The organism is Massilia sp. DWR3-1-1 (assembly GCF_049898325.1).
Classification (GTDB): domain Bacteria; phylum Pseudomonadota; class Gammaproteobacteria; order Burkholderiales; family Burkholderiaceae_D; genus JAFCUW01.
This window is the reverse complement of record NZ_JAFCXL010000017.1, coordinates 79,036-93,744: the sequence shown is the minus strand read 5'-3', so window position 1 is coordinate 93,744 and position 14,709 is coordinate 79,036. Positions and strand designations below refer to the sequence as shown.

At 63.8% G+C, this 14,709-nt stretch carries 10 protein-coding genes; 4 read left to right on the top strand and 6 right to left on the bottom strand.

Annotated elements, in window-relative coordinates; all coding sequences use genetic code 11:
- Window positions 1-25: 25 nt before the first annotated feature.
- From ACP7EY_RS17700 to ACP7EY_RS17690, 3 genes are read right to left on the bottom strand one after another with little or no spacing between them, the layout of a single operon-like run.
- Window positions 26-1,726 carry an ABC transporter ATP-binding protein gene (locus ACP7EY_RS17700; protein ID WP_426195903.1) on the bottom strand — a complete coding sequence of 567 codons (1,701 nt, stop codon included), beginning with the start codon at window positions 1,724-1,726 and terminating at the stop codon, window positions 26-28.
- Window positions 1,723-2,748 (bottom strand): ABC transporter permease, encoded by a 1,026-nt coding sequence (locus ACP7EY_RS17695; RefSeq protein WP_426195901.1) that lies wholly within the window; start codon window positions 2,746-2,748, stop codon window positions 1,723-1,725. The genes ACP7EY_RS17700 and ACP7EY_RS17695 overlap by 4 nt, the downstream gene beginning before the upstream one ends.
- Complete coding sequence (locus tag ACP7EY_RS17690) at window positions 2,745-3,683, bottom strand: ABC transporter permease (RefSeq protein ID WP_426195900.1); 939 nt, start codon at window positions 3,681-3,683, stop codon at window positions 2,745-2,747. The genes ACP7EY_RS17695 and ACP7EY_RS17690 overlap by 4 nt, the downstream gene beginning before the upstream one ends.
- Before the next feature lie 562 nt (window positions 3,684-4,245).
- On the opposite strand from ACP7EY_RS17690, the gene ACP7EY_RS17685 reads away from it, so the two are divergent.
- Window positions 4,246-7,032, top strand: coding sequence for a TonB-dependent receptor (locus ACP7EY_RS17685; RefSeq protein ID WP_426195898.1), 2,787 nt, complete (start codon window positions 4,246-4,248; stop codon window positions 7,030-7,032).
- 100 nt (window positions 7,033-7,132) lie between these two features.
- Here the strand turns inward: ACP7EY_RS17685 and aroG are convergent, their stop codons facing one another.
- Window positions 7,133-8,191, bottom strand: a complete 1,059-nt coding sequence (aroG, locus tag ACP7EY_RS17680; protein ID WP_426195896.1) for a 3-deoxy-7-phosphoheptulonate synthase AroG — start codon at window positions 8,189-8,191, stop codon at window positions 7,133-7,135.
- Here aroG and ACP7EY_RS17675 point away from each other — a divergent pair.
- From ACP7EY_RS17675 to ACP7EY_RS17665, 3 genes are all read left to right on the top strand, one after another.
- Complete coding sequence (locus ACP7EY_RS17675) at window positions 8,190-8,396, top strand: hypothetical protein (RefSeq protein ID WP_426195894.1); 207 nt, start codon at window positions 8,190-8,192, stop codon at window positions 8,394-8,396. The two genes, aroG and ACP7EY_RS17675, sit on opposite strands and share 2 nt — an antisense overlap.
- Before the next feature lie 254 nt (window positions 8,397-8,650).
- The gene (locus ACP7EY_RS17670) at window positions 8,651-11,515 is read left to right on the top strand and encodes a TonB-dependent receptor (RefSeq protein ID WP_426195893.1); all 2,865 of its coding nucleotides are present in this window, start codon (window positions 8,651-8,653) and stop codon (window positions 11,513-11,515) included.
- Between the two features lie 123 nt (window positions 11,516-11,638).
- Window positions 11,639-11,896 carry a hypothetical protein gene (locus ACP7EY_RS17665; protein ID WP_426195891.1) on the top strand — a complete coding sequence of 86 codons (258 nt, stop codon included), beginning with the start codon at window positions 11,639-11,641 and terminating at the stop codon, window positions 11,894-11,896.
- 313 nt (window positions 11,897-12,209) lie between these two features.
- Here ACP7EY_RS17665 and tldD read toward each other — a convergent pair whose 3' ends face one another.
- Together tldD and ACP7EY_RS17655 are read right to left on the bottom strand one after the other, a co-directional pair.
- Window positions 12,210-13,670 (bottom strand): metalloprotease TldD, encoded by a 1,461-nt coding sequence (tldD, locus tag ACP7EY_RS17660; protein WP_426195889.1) that lies wholly within the window; start codon window positions 13,668-13,670, stop codon window positions 12,210-12,212.
- Between the two features lie 218 nt (window positions 13,671-13,888).
- Window positions 13,889-14,686, bottom strand: a complete 798-nt coding sequence (locus ACP7EY_RS17655; protein WP_426195887.1) for a carbon-nitrogen hydrolase family protein — start codon at window positions 14,684-14,686, stop codon at window positions 13,889-13,891.
- Between the last annotated feature and the right edge of the window lie 23 nt (window positions 14,687-14,709).

The following is a 14,709-nucleotide window of genomic DNA, read 5'->3' as shown; positions in this document are numbered from 1 at the left end:
GGTAGCGGAATTTGCCGGCGGCGGCTCACGCCCCCTTCGGAATGGCACTGAGCAAGGTTTTTGTGTAGGCGTGCCGGGGGTCGCGGTACAGCACGTCCGAATCGGCCAGTTCGACCACGTGACCGTGGTGCATCACCATCACCTGGTCGGCGATGTACTTCACCACCGCCAGATCGTGCGAGATGAACACGTAGCTCAGGCCAAATTCATCCTGCAGATCCTGCAGCAGATTGAGCACCTGGGCCTGCACCGACACGTCGAGCGCCGACACCGATTCATCGCAGACGAGAATTTCCGGCTGCATCGTCAGGCAGCGGGCAATCGCAATGCGCTGGCGCTGGCCGCCGGAAAACTCGTGCGGATAGCGCTGCAGCGCCGCGGTGGGCAAGCCGACCCGGCGCAGCAGCGCTTCGGCCATCGCCAGCCGTTCGCCGTCGCTGGCGCCGATGCGGTGGATGCGCATGGGCTCGAGCAGGATCTGGCCGACCGTGAAGCGAGGGTTGAGCGAGGCGTAGGGATTCTGGAAGATAATCTGGATACGCCGTTTGTACGGCAGGAACTGGGCGTCCGTCATGGCGAACAGGTCGCGCCCCTCGAAATGGGCGCTGCCCGCGCTGGCCCGGTGCAGGCGCAGCAAGGTCAGGCCGACGGTGCTTTTGCCAGAGCCCGATTCGCCCACCACGCCCAGCGTCTTGCCCCTGGCGAGCGTGAATGAGACGTTCTCGACCGCCTTGAACTCGCGCTTGCCGAACCAGCCGGCGCGGCTGTAAAAACTTTTCGACAAGCCCTCGACCACCAGCAAGGGCACGTCGAGGGGGCTGCTGCCCCGTTGGCGCTGGGGCGCCGGGGCCGCCGCGGCGCCGGCGCCACCGCCGGCGAGCACCTCATCGATCACGGGCAGGCGCAGCGGCCGCTGGTCCAGCTTCGGCCGGCACAGCAGCAGCGCGCGCGTGTAGGGGTCGGCCGGCTGCTGGAAAATCTGCTGCACCGCCCCCCTTTCGCGCACCTCGCCGTGGCGCATCACGATGACCTGGTCGGCCATCTCTCCCACCAGCGCCAGGTCGTGGGTGATGAACAGCACCGCCATGTTGCGGCGCCGCTGCAGCGCCGCCAGCAGTTCGACGATCTGCTGCTGGATCGTCACGTCGAGCGCCGTGGTCGGTTCGTCGGCAATGAGCAGCTTCGGTTCGCAGGCAATCGCCATGGCGATCATCACGCGCTGCTGCTGGCCGCCCGACATCTGGCTGGGGTAGGCGTCGATCTTGCGCTCGGGATCGGGAATGCCCACTTCGCGCAGCAGGTCGATGGTGCGCGCGCGCGCCTGCCGGCGCCCCATCGCCAAGTGCAGGCGCAGCACTTCGCCGATCTGAAAGCCGACCGTGAAGACGGGATTGAGGGACGACATCGGCTCCTGAAAAATCATGGCGATGTCCTTGCCGCACAGGCGCCGCCGCTGGGCCAGCGGCAAGCCGAGCAACTCGCGCCCGTCGAACACGATGCTGCTGGCCGGGTCGACACTGGCGATGGCGGGGTCGAGCAGGCCCATCACGGCCATCGAGCTGACCGACTTGCCGCTGCCAGACTCGCCCACCAGCGCCACGGTGGCGTTGCGGGGCACATCGAAGGAAATCCCCTTGACGGCCTCGACGCTGGAAAACTTGTCGACACGAAAGCGCACGCGCAAGTTGCGCACCTGTAACAGCATGGAAGGGTCGGCGGGCGTCATTTGAGTTTCGGATCGAGGGCGTCGCGCAAGGCGTCGGTGAGCAGGGAAAACGCCGTCACCAGCAGCGCCATGGCGGTGGCGGCGGCCGCCAGTTGCCACCACTTGCCCAGAATGAGTTCGGTCTGCGCTTCATTGAGCATGCTGCCCCAGGACACGGTGCCGACCGGCACGCCGAAGCCCAGGAAGGACAGGATCACCTCGGCCTTGATGAAGCCGACCACCAGGATTGACAGCTGCACCAGCGCCACGTGGCTGACGTTGGGGAAAATATGCGCGAACATCTTGCGCCAGTCGGAGGCGCCGATGGCATCGGCAGCCATGACGTATTCGCGCACCTTGTGTTTCATGTATTCGGCGCGCATCAGGCGGAACGGCCCCGTCCACCCGGTCAGGCCCAGGATCAGCACGATGGTGCCGACGCCCTTGTGCTGCAGCACCGCCGCCACCGTCAGGATCATCAGGATCGAGGGGATCGCCGTAAAAATGCTGTAGAACCAGTTGAACAGGTCATCCACCACGCCCCCGTAAAAGCCGGCCAGGGCGCCGAACAGGGTGCCCAGCCCCACCGCCAGCAAGGCCGCGACCAGGCCGACGACGACCGAGGTCTGCCCGCCCTTGATGGTTTTCTTGACGATATCGTGGCCCCACTTGTCGGCGCCGAACGGCAAGCTGGCACGGCGCGCGGCCACCGCCGCTGCACCCGCCCCGCCCTGCGCGCGAATCGCCGCGATGTCCGCTTGCAGGGGGTCGAAGGGGTTCTCGGCCAGTGGCGCCTGGACCTGGGCGGCGGCGGCGGGAGCGCTGCCACCGGCGCCCAGGAAGGACGGCGGCGCATAGCTCACGCCCGCCTCGGTCTCCCAGTCGGCGGCCACCAGCCCCGCCGCCGCCAGCGACAGCAGCACGGCGAAGGCGGCCAGCACGGCCAGCGCGGCCATCGCCAGGCGGTCGGCGCGCAGGCGGCGCCAGGCCAGCGTCCACAGGCCGGCCGAGGCGCCGGCACCACGTGCAGGGGCGTCCGTCATTGCAACTGCACGCGCGGATCGACCGCCTGGTACAGCAGGTCGGTGAGCAGGTTGAACAGCATGGTGGCGGCGGCGACGTAGACGGTGATCGCCTTGATGACAGGAAAATCGCTGCGCTCAACGGCCAGGATGACTTCGCGGCCGATACCGGGAATGCCAAAAAAGCGCTCGAGCAGGAAGGCGCCGATCAGCAGCGCCGGCAAGTTCGCCATGACGTGGGTAATGATGGGGATGGCGGCATTGCGCAGCACATGCACCCACAGGATGCGGCGTTCGCCCAGGCCCTTGGCGCGCGCCGTGCGCACGTAGTCCTGGCCCGCTTCGTCGAGCACGAAACTGCGGTACAGGCGCAAGGTGGGGGCGATCGACACGGCCAGCCCGATCAGGATCGGCAAGGCGGCGTAATGGAGCAGGTTCTCGCCCAGCCCCGTGCCCCAGCCCTGCACGGGAAACCAGCCGAGCTGGTAAGCCAGCACGTATTGCAGCACGCAAATGTAGACCAGGATCGAGATCGACATGCCAACGGTACAAGCGACCATCACCGTGCGATCGAGCAGCGAGCCGCGCACGAAGGCGATGGCCAGCGCCAGCGCCACCGCGATGAGGGTCTCGAGGATGGTCAGCGGCACCAGCACCGTCAGCGACGGCCCCAGTCGGCTGAGGATGATCTGGCCGACCGGCTCGCCCGTGCTCCAGGCGTTGCCGAAATCGAAGGCGACGATTTGCCGGACAAAGATCCCCAGTTGCACCCAGACGGGTTGGTCGACCCCCAGTTGCCGGCGGATATTGGCGATCTGTTCGGCCGAGGACATCTTGCCGGCCAGCAGATAGGCGGGATCGCCGCCCACCCAGTTAAACAGGACAAACACCAGCAGCACCACCCCGGCCATCGTGGGCAGCATCTGCCACAGGCGACGCACTATGTAGGCAAGCATGATTGAAGTCCGGGCTGAAGGCGTCGATGAACGGCCGGGGCCGTGGAAAAGGCGTAACGATAGCGCATTTCAGGGCCGCCGTTGGCACATCCATGGCAGTCGCCGCGCCCCCTTCTGTTGTTTGGTTACAACAAATCGGCGACCGCACACTGGATCCCGGCGCACGCCAAAGAAATAATTATTTTTGATATGTATGAATTTTGCCACGGCCAAAAAAGGTCAAAAATACAAGCCAGTTGCAGGATTTTTACCTTTCTTTACACAGACTTAGCAGCTTTTTACTGAATCTTACACCGCGTCAATTACGACCAATCCAACACTACGGGGATGCGAATGTGTTGTATCGCCACAAAAATGCAAAAGGCGCGGGATTGACACCCCCCCAAGCCGGTGGTCAGATGACAGCGCCTGAAAATCTGTTTCATCGAAAAATTTCACGCATAGCGATCGATCTGCTGCGTTTGCGGGCCGAACCGAGTAAGTTTTTCTCGGTTTTAATCTGCAAGGCGCATATGCATGCGCCGCGGCCACCGTTTTCAATCACGTATTTACTGGAGTTACCATGTACAAAAAGACAGCCGTCGCCCAAGCGGTATCGCTGGCCCTGGCGGCAATCGCCCTGGCCCAGCCTGCCATGGCGCAAGAAGCCGTTTCCGCCGCGCCAATCCAGCGCGTCGAAATCACCGGTTCGAGCATCAAGCGCGCGAGCGCCGAGACCGCCTCGCCGGTGCAAGTGGTTACCGCCGCTGACCTGGCCAAATCGGGCAAGGGCACGGTTGCCGAGTACCTGCAAACCCTGACCGCCGACGGCGCCGGTTCGCTGCCTACCGGCTTCGGCAATGGTTTCGCCGCCGGTTCGACCGCCATTTCGCTGCGCGGCCTCGGTGCCACGTCGACGCTGGTGCTGCTCAACGGCCGCCGCATGGCACCGTTCGCCCGCGCCGATGACGGCCAGAAAAGCTTCACCGATCTGTCGACGGTGCCAATGGAAGCGGTCGAACGCATCGAGATCCTCAAGGATGGCGCTTCGGCCACCTACGGCGCTGACGCCATCGCCGGCGTGGTCAACATCATCCTGAAAAAGAACTACCAGGGTCTGACTGCCAAGGTCGAACTGGGCGAATCGCGCTATCGCGACGGCGAAATGAGCAAAGCCTCCGTGACCTGGGGCAAGGGCGACCTGGACAACGACGGCTACAACGTCCTGATCAACGCCGAGCTGTACCAGAACAATGAAACGCTGAACAAGGACCGCGCCGGTCGCGCCTGGATCGGCGCTGGCGACCTGCGCCCGTACGGCTACCCGCTGGCCACCCAGTTCGCCGCCGGCGACATCCGCAGCGGCGTCGCTGGTGCGACCCCGACCGGTGCGATCCGCAATCCGCTCACCAACGTCTACGAATACCTGCCAGGTTGCGGCACTTTCTCGACCTCGGTACAGCCCGTCCCGGCCAATGGCTGCGTATGGCACGCTGACCAGTTCCGCTCGATGCAGCCGCAAATCAACGGCGGCAATCTGTACGCCCGCGGCACCAAGATCATCAACAGCGACCTGCAGGTCTACGCCGAAGCCGGCTACTCGAAGCGCGACACCGCCTTCACGCTGACCCCGCCGTCGATCACCCCGACCATCGCCTTCCCGCCGAACGCCACCTACCCGACCGGTGTGAAGAACTTCGGTTCGGGCGCCGGCACCACCATCGTGCTGGCCGCCAATCACCCGCAGAACCCGTACGGCGTGCCAGTGCGCGTGCGTTACTCGGCATTTGACGTGGGCCCAAGCACCCGTTCGGCCGACAACGCCTTCAGCCGCTTCGTCGTTGGCGTCAAAGGCAACAAATTCGGCTGGGACTTCGATGCCGGCTATGTGCACTCGCAATCGACCCTCGATCTTGCTTACAGCAACATGCTCAACATGAACGTGGTCGCGGCAGCGCTGGGCAACTCGGCCAGCCCGTACTTCCCGTACTACCTGGGCACCCAGGCTGGCAAGAACCCAGCTTCGCTGTACGCAGCGATGGTGACGACGGCGACCTCGCACTCGACGACCAAGCTCGACATCGTCGACTTCAAGGCATCGCGCGAGTGGTTCCAGCTGCCAGGCGGCGCCCTCGGCGTTGCAGTGGGCGCGGAACACCGCCGTGAAAAACTCGACAACCCATCGTTGTCGGGCACCATCGACGGCAGCATCAACTCGTCGTACGTGGCCGCCAAGGGCGACACCAACGTGTCGGCCGTGTTCGTCGAACTGGCAGCACCGATCCTGAAAACGGTCGAACTGTCCGCCGCCGCCCGTTACGACAAGTACGCCAATTTCTCGGCCACCACCCCGAAACTGGGCGCCAAGTGGACCCCGGTGCGCACCTTCGCGCTGCGCGGCACCTACTCGGAAGGTTTCCGTGCACCGGGCCCTGCCGAAGCAGGTGTCGAATCGCAATCGACCGGTACCGCCACCGCGCGTGACCCGATCCGCTGCCCAGGTGGTGTACCTGCCGCCGGCGCCAGCACCAACGATTGCTCCGCTTCGATCGCCGCCGTCAAGGTCGGTAACCCGAACCTGAGCCCGGAAAAATCGAAAGGCGCCACCCTGGGCCTGGTGTGGGATCCACTGAACAACACCAGCCTGTCGCTGGACGCCTGGAAGATCAAGCGCAGCAACGAGATCAACCCGCTGCCGTACAGCGAAGCGGCGGCCCTGCCGACCGCCGTGCGTTCGGATAACAACCTGATCGGTACAAACGGTATCGCCATCCCGAACACGGGTACCTTGCTGATCTCCAAAGCGCCATACCGCAACTCGAGCTACACCGAGATCAAGGGTGTCGATCTGGACGTCAAGCAGCGCTTCGGCCTGGGCACCTACGGTCGTGGCACGGTCGGTCTGACCTGGACCCACATCGCGTCGTGGATGCGTGCTGAGTCGGCCACCGTCAAGTACCAGTTCGCCGGCACCCACGGCAACTGCGATACCTCGAACTGCGCCGGTACGCCAAAAGACAAGATCAGCCTGGTTGCTGGCTGGGACTGGAATGCCCTGAACGTAACGGCCAGCGCCAACTACCGTTCGGACATCAAGAACGTCCTGTTTGAAGGCGACCTGTGCGCTTCGACCTTTGCCAACGGCACCCCTGCACCAAACGGTTGCAAACTGGCATCGTTCACCACGGTCGACCTGTCGGCACGCTACAACCTGAGCAAGAACATTCAACTGTTCGGTTCGGTCAGCAACCTGTTCGACAAGATCGCACCACTCGATCCATTGACCTACGGCGGCATGAGCTACAACCCGATGGACGCTTCCGGCGCCATCGGCCGCTACTTCAAGGCCGGTGCACGTTACTCGTTCTAAGACGTAAGGCTGGCCCGCTGGTATCGAAGCGGGCCGGTTCCAACGTAAAAAGGGCGCTGAGAAATCAGCGCCCTTTTTTTATGCCCGCACCGCGGGGCGTTTATTCGTGGCGCACGCGGCGCTGGCGCACCGCGGCGGCGAGCGTGTCGAGCACCTGCAAGCTGCTGTCCCAGTCGATGCAGCCGTCGGTGACGGACTGGCCATAGACGAGCTCCTTGCCCGGCACCAGGTCCTGGCGCCCCGCCACCAGGTTCGATTCGACCATCACGCCGATGATGCGGTCGGAACCGGCCGCCACCTGGCCGGCGATGTCGGCGCACACGGGCACCTGGTTTTCCGGCTTTTTCGCGCTGTTGGCGTGGGAGGCGTCAATCATCAGGCGTGCCGCCAGGCCTTGCAGGGCCATCTGGCGGCAGGCATCGTCGACGCTGTCGGCGTCGTAATTGGGCGTCTTGCCACCGCGCAGGATGATGTGGCAATCCTCGTTGCCATTGGTCGACACGATGGCCGAATGGCCGCCCTTGGTGACGGAGAGGAAGTGGTGCGGCTGCGAGGCCGCCTTGATGGCCTCGACGGCGATCTTGATGTTGCCGTCGGTACCGTTCTTGAAGCCGACCGGGCACGACAGGCCGGACGCCAGTTCGCGGTGCACCTGCGACTCGGTGGTACGGGCGCCGATCGCGCCCCAGCTGATGAGGTCGGCGATGTACTGGGGGCTGATCACGTCAAGAAATTCGGTGCCGGCAGGCAGGCCCAGTTCATTGATGTCGCGCAGCAGTTCGCGCGCCATGCGCAGGCCATCGTTGATCCTGAAACTGTTGTCCATGTAGGGGTCGTTGATCAGGCCCTTCCAGCCCACCGTGGTGCGCGGCTTTTCGAAGTACACGCGCATGACGATTTCGAGGTCGCCGGCGTGCTCGCGGCGGACCGCGGCCAGGCGCCGCGCATACTCCATGGCCGCCTTCGGATCGTGGATCGAACAGGGGCCGATCACCACCAGCAGGCGGTCGTCCTGGCCATGCAGGATGCGGTGCAGCGCCACCCGCGCGTTGGCCGCGGTGGCGCCGGCCGCCTCGCTGCAGGCAAACTCGCGGATCAGGTGCGAGGGTGGCGTCAATTCCTTCATTTCGCGGATGCGTAAATCGTCGGTGCGTTGCATGCTGTTCTCCGTGCGGGTTCAAAAATGTCGGGCTAAAAAAAAACCGCCATCGCTGGCGGTTGATCGAGTTCTGCTGGTTCCGGTTTGCTTCTGCGAAAACCTGCCGCTACTCCACCGCCTGTTGGCTGGAATGGCTAAAGTAAAAAAAGCAGGTAAACAACAGCGCAGCGTGCATGGCGGTCCCGAAAACGTTGAACGACTATAGCAACAAGGGACGCGGCTTGGCAAGCGCTTTGTCGGTTGGAAATACCAACCCCAGTCCAGTTGCGGCGATCCCACACCCTTGCCACTAAGGCAAACCCGTTTGATGTACCTCATTTGCATCGGGTCGTCCGATGCAAAACTCGATGCTGACATCCCGATAACGCCGGCACTGCCTTGCGCTCGCATAACATTTCCGTGCGGATTTGTTGCGCCAAGTCTAGCCGCATGGAAACGCCCTTACCCATGGAGTTCGACATGAATGAAACTGTACTGTCCCGGACGCTTCGCACGCTCTACGTCGGTGGCGCCTGTGCCGGGGTCGGCGCCGCCCTTGGCCTGGTGGCGCCCCCCGCCACGGCCCAGGTGGCGCAGGCCGGCCAGCCCATCGCGCGGGTAGAAATCACCGGCTCGAATATCCGCCGGGCCGAGGCGGAAAGTTCCACCGCCGTGCAAACCCTGAACCGTGCCGACATCGAAAAAACGGGCCGCAGCACGGTGGCCGAACTGCTGCAAACGCTGGCGGTGGACAACCAGGGCTCGGTGCCGACCAATTTCGGCGGCGGCTTCGCCCAGGGCGCGTCCGGCATTTCGCTGCGTGGCCTGGGTGCCGCCTCCACGCTGGTGCTGCTCAATGGCCGCCGCATCGCCCCGTACGGGCTGGCCGACGACGGCCAGAAAGTCTTTACCGACCTCAACATCATCCCCAGCGACGCCGTCGAGCGCATTGAAATTCTCAAGGGTGGCGCCTCGGCCATCTACGGCTCCGACGCCATCGCCGGCGTCGTCAACGTCATCTTGCGCCGCGATTTCGTGGGCACCTCGGTGCGCGGCAGCTTCGGCGAATCACGCTACTGGGATGGTCGCGACGGTCGCCTCGCCATCACCCACGGCTTCGGCAGTCTCGACACCGACCGCTACAACATGCTGTTCAGCCTGGAATTCGGCGGCAAGCGCGAAGTCTACAACCGCGACCGCGACGGGCGCCGCTACATCGGCCGCTCGGACCTGCGCAACTACGGTTTCTCGGCGCAGGAAGCGCTGGGCGGCACGGGCGCCATCACCACCAACAACGCCGCCGGCAGTGCCGTCAACGGCAATGTGCGCAATCCTGCCACGCTCGACTATTACAACCGGGGCAACCTCGCCGGCCTGGGCTTTACCCGCACCTTTCCCGGCGCCGACTGCCGCAACTTCACCACCCACCCGCAGGGCGACCCGGGCGGCGGTTGCCTGACCGACGCCCAGCGCGAGTACAGCCAGATCCAGCCCCGCCAGAACTCGTACAACCTGTTTAGCCGCGGCACGTTCCAGATTTCGCCGGCCATGCAGGCCTACGGCGAGCTCAACTACTACTGGAGCGAATCGAACTCCTCGACCACGCCGTCGACCATCAGCGGCTCGGTGGGCTATCCGGGCGGCCCCGTCAGCAACGCCGCCGTCGCCCTGGGCGCGAACCACCCGGACAACCCGTATTTCGGCAGCGTGGCGCGGCTGCGCTACCTGGCGGCCGATGTGGGTCCCCGCACCAGCGACATCAAGTCCAAGTTCGGTCGCGCGGTGGCCGGCATCAAGGGCAGCTGGTTCAACTGGGACATCGACAGCGCCCTGCTGTTTTCGGCCAACCGGGTCTCCAACGACCGTGACGGCTTCCTGCAGCGCGACGTCACCTTCGCCCTGCTCAACCCGACGGTGGCCAACATCGCCGCTGCCAGCGCCAATCCCCGTTATGCGGCGCTGCCGCCGGGCAGCATCTGGCGCATCGGCGAGAACGCCGGCCTCAATTCGGCGGCCTTGTACGCCGCCCTGTCGCCCACCATCAGCAACCAGGCCGAAACGCGCATCGCCCAGATCGATTTCAAGGCCACGCGCGAATTCGGCCAGTTGCCCGGTGGTCCGCTGGGGGTGGCCTTGGGTGCCGAGTACCGCCGCGAGCGTACCGAACTGAACCCGACCGCCGGCACGGAGACGGGCAACATCATCGGCCTGGGCTATTCCGCCTACTTCGGCAAGCGCAACGTCACCGCCGCCTACGCCGAAGTGCTGGCGCCGGTGCTGAGCAGCGTCGAATTATCGGGCGCCATCCGCGCCGACCATTTTTCCGACGTGGGCAATGCCTACACGCCGAAGATCGCCGTCAAGTGGACGCCGCTGCGCGAACTGGCCCTGCGTGCCAATTTCGCCAAGGGCTTCAGGGCGCCCAGTGCGGCTGAGAATGGCGTGGGCGGTCTGGCCGCGTTTTCCACCGCCAGCGATCCGCTGCGCTGCAACCTGGGGGTGGCGGCGGCCTGCGACCCTGCCTCGATCGCCATCATCACCTCGCCCAACCGGGCGCTCAGTCCGGAAAAATCGCGCAACTGGTCGATCGGCGCCATCTGGGACCCGCTGCCGCGCACCAATGTATCGATCGACTTCTGGCAGATCAAGCGCAAGAACGAGATCAACCAGGAGCAGACCGACGCGGCCATTGCGGCCGGCAGTGTCTCGCGCGACCCGTCCACCGCCACGGGCATCCCTGGCGACCCGGGTGCCATCACGGCCGTGCTGGCGCGCTACGTCAACTCGGCGCAGACCAAGGTCCGCGGGGTCGACCTCGATGCGCGCACCGCGTTCAACCTGGGCACGGGGCGGGGCACGCTGGGCATGGACGTCAAGTGGACGCACCTGTTCAAGTGGCAGCGTACCGAGCAGGACGGCAGCACGCGCGACTTCGCCGGCACCCATGGCAACTGCGACGTCACCAATTGCATCGGCACGCCGGACGACCGGGTCAACCTGGGGGCCACCTGGGACCTGGCGCCGTGGCGTTTATCGGCCGTGGTCAATTACCGAGCGCCCATCAAGAACGTGCTGTTCAAGAACGACCCGGACGGCTGCGCCTCGCACTTCGCCAACGGTGCGGACGCACCGAACGGCTGCCGCATTGCCTCGTTCACCACGCTCGACCTGACGGGCCGCTGGACCCTTGGCCCGAACAGCGAAATGTTCGCCACCATCCAGAACGTGTTCGACAAGGTGGCGCCGCTCGACCCGCTGACCTATGGCGCCACGTCCTATAACCCGCTTGACTATAGCGGTGCGCTGGGACGGTATCTGAGTGTGGGGTTCCGTCACAAATTCTAAACATTCAGACAAAAGTGGAAACCTACTTTTGAAGCGTTCAGACAAAAGTGGAAACCTACTTTTGTCTGGCTTGATCGGTAAGAACCTTAAACGTGAAGATCAGACAAAAGTGGAAACCTACTTTTGTCTGGCTTGATCGGTAAGAACCTTAAACGCCAAACGAAAGTAAAAAACAACTTTCGTTTGAATTGGTCAGGCAAATCTTTCCCGGCAGAGCCGGGAAAATTTGGGGTGAACGCAACCCCGATTTGTGCAAGCTTCGCCGCGATGATGGACGTTATCGGCGTGCGAGATGCCAGGGACTGGACCGAACGAGAATTAGCTGCGAGTCGTTCCTCGACGCTCACGGCAGAACGCAAAAGCATGTATTTCACGCTCTAAAAGTTAGCAGCCCACTCCAGTCCATCATCGCGGCGGAGCGCGCATAAATCGGGGTTGCGTGACTGAAAAAGCCTCGGCTTTGCCGAGGCTTTTTCTCTGACTGTACCAGGGCGAAAGTGGCGTTCACTTTCGCCCTGCCGTTTAAGGTTCTCTCCAGTCAGTCCAAAAAAAGTAGGTTTCCACTTTTTTTGTGCCCTTCCTTTTAAGGTTCTCTCCAGTCAGTCCAAAAAAAGTAGGTTTCCACTTTTTTTGCCTTCTTTTGAAGGTCCTCTCCATTCAAGCCAAACAAAAGTAGGTTTCCACTTTTGTTTGATTATCCCGTCCCCCCCACCGTCACATCTTCAATACGCAAAGTCGGTTGGCCCACGCCCACGGGCACGCTCTGGCCCTCCTTGCCGCACACGCCCACGCCCGAATCGAGGCGCATGTCGTTGCCAATCATGGAGACGCGGTTGAGCACGTCCGGGCCGTTGCCGATCAGGGTTGCGCCCTTGACGGGGTAGGTCACCTTGCCGTTTTCGATCATGTACGCTTCGCTGGCCGAGAAGACGAACTTGCCGTTGGTGATGTCGACCTGGCCACCGCCGAAATTGACCGCATACAGGCCATTCTTGACCGAGGCGAGAATTTCCGCCGGGTCCTTGTCGCCGGCGAGCATGTACGTGTTCGTCATGCGCGGCATCGGCAGGTGGGCAAACGATTCGCGGCGGGCGTTGCCCGTCACCGGCATTTTCATCAGGCGCGCATTCATCGTGTCCTGGATGTAGCCACGCAAAATGCCATCTTCGATCAAGGTCGTGCACTGGGTCGGATTGCCCTCGTCGTCCATATTGAGCGAGCCCCGGCGGTCCTGCAAGGTGCCGTCGTCGACCACCGTGACACCCTTGGCGGCCACGCGCTCGCCAATGCGGCCGGAGAACGCCGAGGAACCCTTGCGATTGAAGTCGCCTTCAAGGCCGTGGCCGATCGCCTCGTGCAGCAATACGCCAGGCCATCCCGGCCCCAGCACGATCGTCATGGGACCCGCCGGCGCCGGACGGGCGTCAAGATTGACGACGGCCGCCTGCACCGCTTCAGTAGCGTAACGATCGAGCACGGCGTCGCTGAAATAACCATAACTGAAACGGCCACCACCGCCGGACGACCCCATTTCGCGGCGGCCGTTCTGTTCGACGATGACGGTGACGGACACGCGCACCAGCGGCCGGATGTCCGCCGCCAGCACGCCGTCGCTGCGCACCACCAGCACGACATCGTATTCGCCGGCCAGGCCCGCCATCACCTGCACCACGCGGGGGTCCTTGGCACGGGCCATTTTTTCCACGCGCTCGAGCAGTTTCACCTTGGCGGTGGCGTCGAGCGAATCGAGCGGGTCGTTGGGCAGGTACAGCGAACGCCCGCCCGTGGGCACGGTGGCGCCAGCGACCTTGATCTTGCCGCTGCCGACGCGGGCAATGGTGCGGGTGGCGGCGGCCGCTTCCAGCAGCGCACTTTCGGAAATTTCATCCGAATAGGAAAAGGCCGTGCGATCACCCGACACGGCGCGCACGCCAACGCCCTGGTCGATCGAGAAACTGCCCGTCTTGACGATGCCCTCTTCCAGGCTCCAGCCTTCGCTCTTGGTAAACTGAAAGTACAGGTCCGCGTAATCGACCTTGTGGGTGAACATCGTCCCCAGCGTTTTCAGCAGCTTCGATTCATCGAGGCCGAACGGGGTCAGCAAAATATCGCGGGCCACCGCCAGGGTGGACAAGTTCGGTTCAAATGGGGTCATGGTGCATCCTTAAGTAATCACCCAAAAGTATAAACCACCTTTTGGTTGGGGACAGTCAGACAAGGCCCCCGGCGACGCCGGGAAAAGGCGAAGTGACGTCAATCCGGTTCAGTTGCTTGTTCACCGCGTGGAAATGGCGCCCCGGTGCGCGCACCTGGTCGCCATGAACGCCGGGCCGGGCCCGGACAGGGCAGCCAGGTCACCCGCTCAAACGCCCCTTACATGCGGCGATGGCGCAGCGCCGGCAAGCTCGCGCGCACGCTGTCGATCAGGGCCTGGTCGATCTCGCCGGCCACCACGCCCTCGCCTTCTTCGAGCATGGCCGTCACTGTACCCCACGGATCGATTAACAGGCTGTGGCCGTACGTGCGGCGGCCGTTGGCGTGCAGGCCGCCCTGCGCCGCCGCCAGCACGTAGCACTGGTTTTCAATGGCGCGGGCGCGCAGCAGCACTTCCCAGTGGGCGCTGCCGGTGGTGTGGGTGAAGGCAGCCGGCACCAGCATCAGGGCGCAGTCGCCCATGGCGCGAAACAGCTCGGGAAAGCGCAGGTCGTAGCACACGGCCAGACCCACCTTGCCGAACGGCGCGGTGAAGGTGACGACGTCGGCACCGGGCACGATGGTGCGCGCCTCGTCGTAGGCTTCGTCGCCTTGCTGAAAGCCAAACAGGTGGATCTTGTCGTAACGGCCCACCGCCTCGCCCTGCGGGTTGTAGACCAGCGTCGTGTTCATTACCTTGCCGGCGCTGGGCGAGTGCAAGGGCAAGGTGCCGCCGGCCAGCCAGATGCCGTGCTCACGGGCGGCGCCGGCCATGAAATCCTGGATCGGACCGGCGCCGTCGTGCTCGGCGTGGTCGACCTTGTCGGTGTCCTGCAAGCCCATGATGGGCCAGTACTCGGGCAGGCTGACCAGGGTCGCGCCGGTGGCGGCCGCCTGCGCGACCAGGCGACGCGCGGTGGCGATGTTGGTGGCGACGTCTGGCGTCGAAATCATTTGAATGGCGGCAACTTTTGTCATGTTTTACCTTCTTGAATGGACAC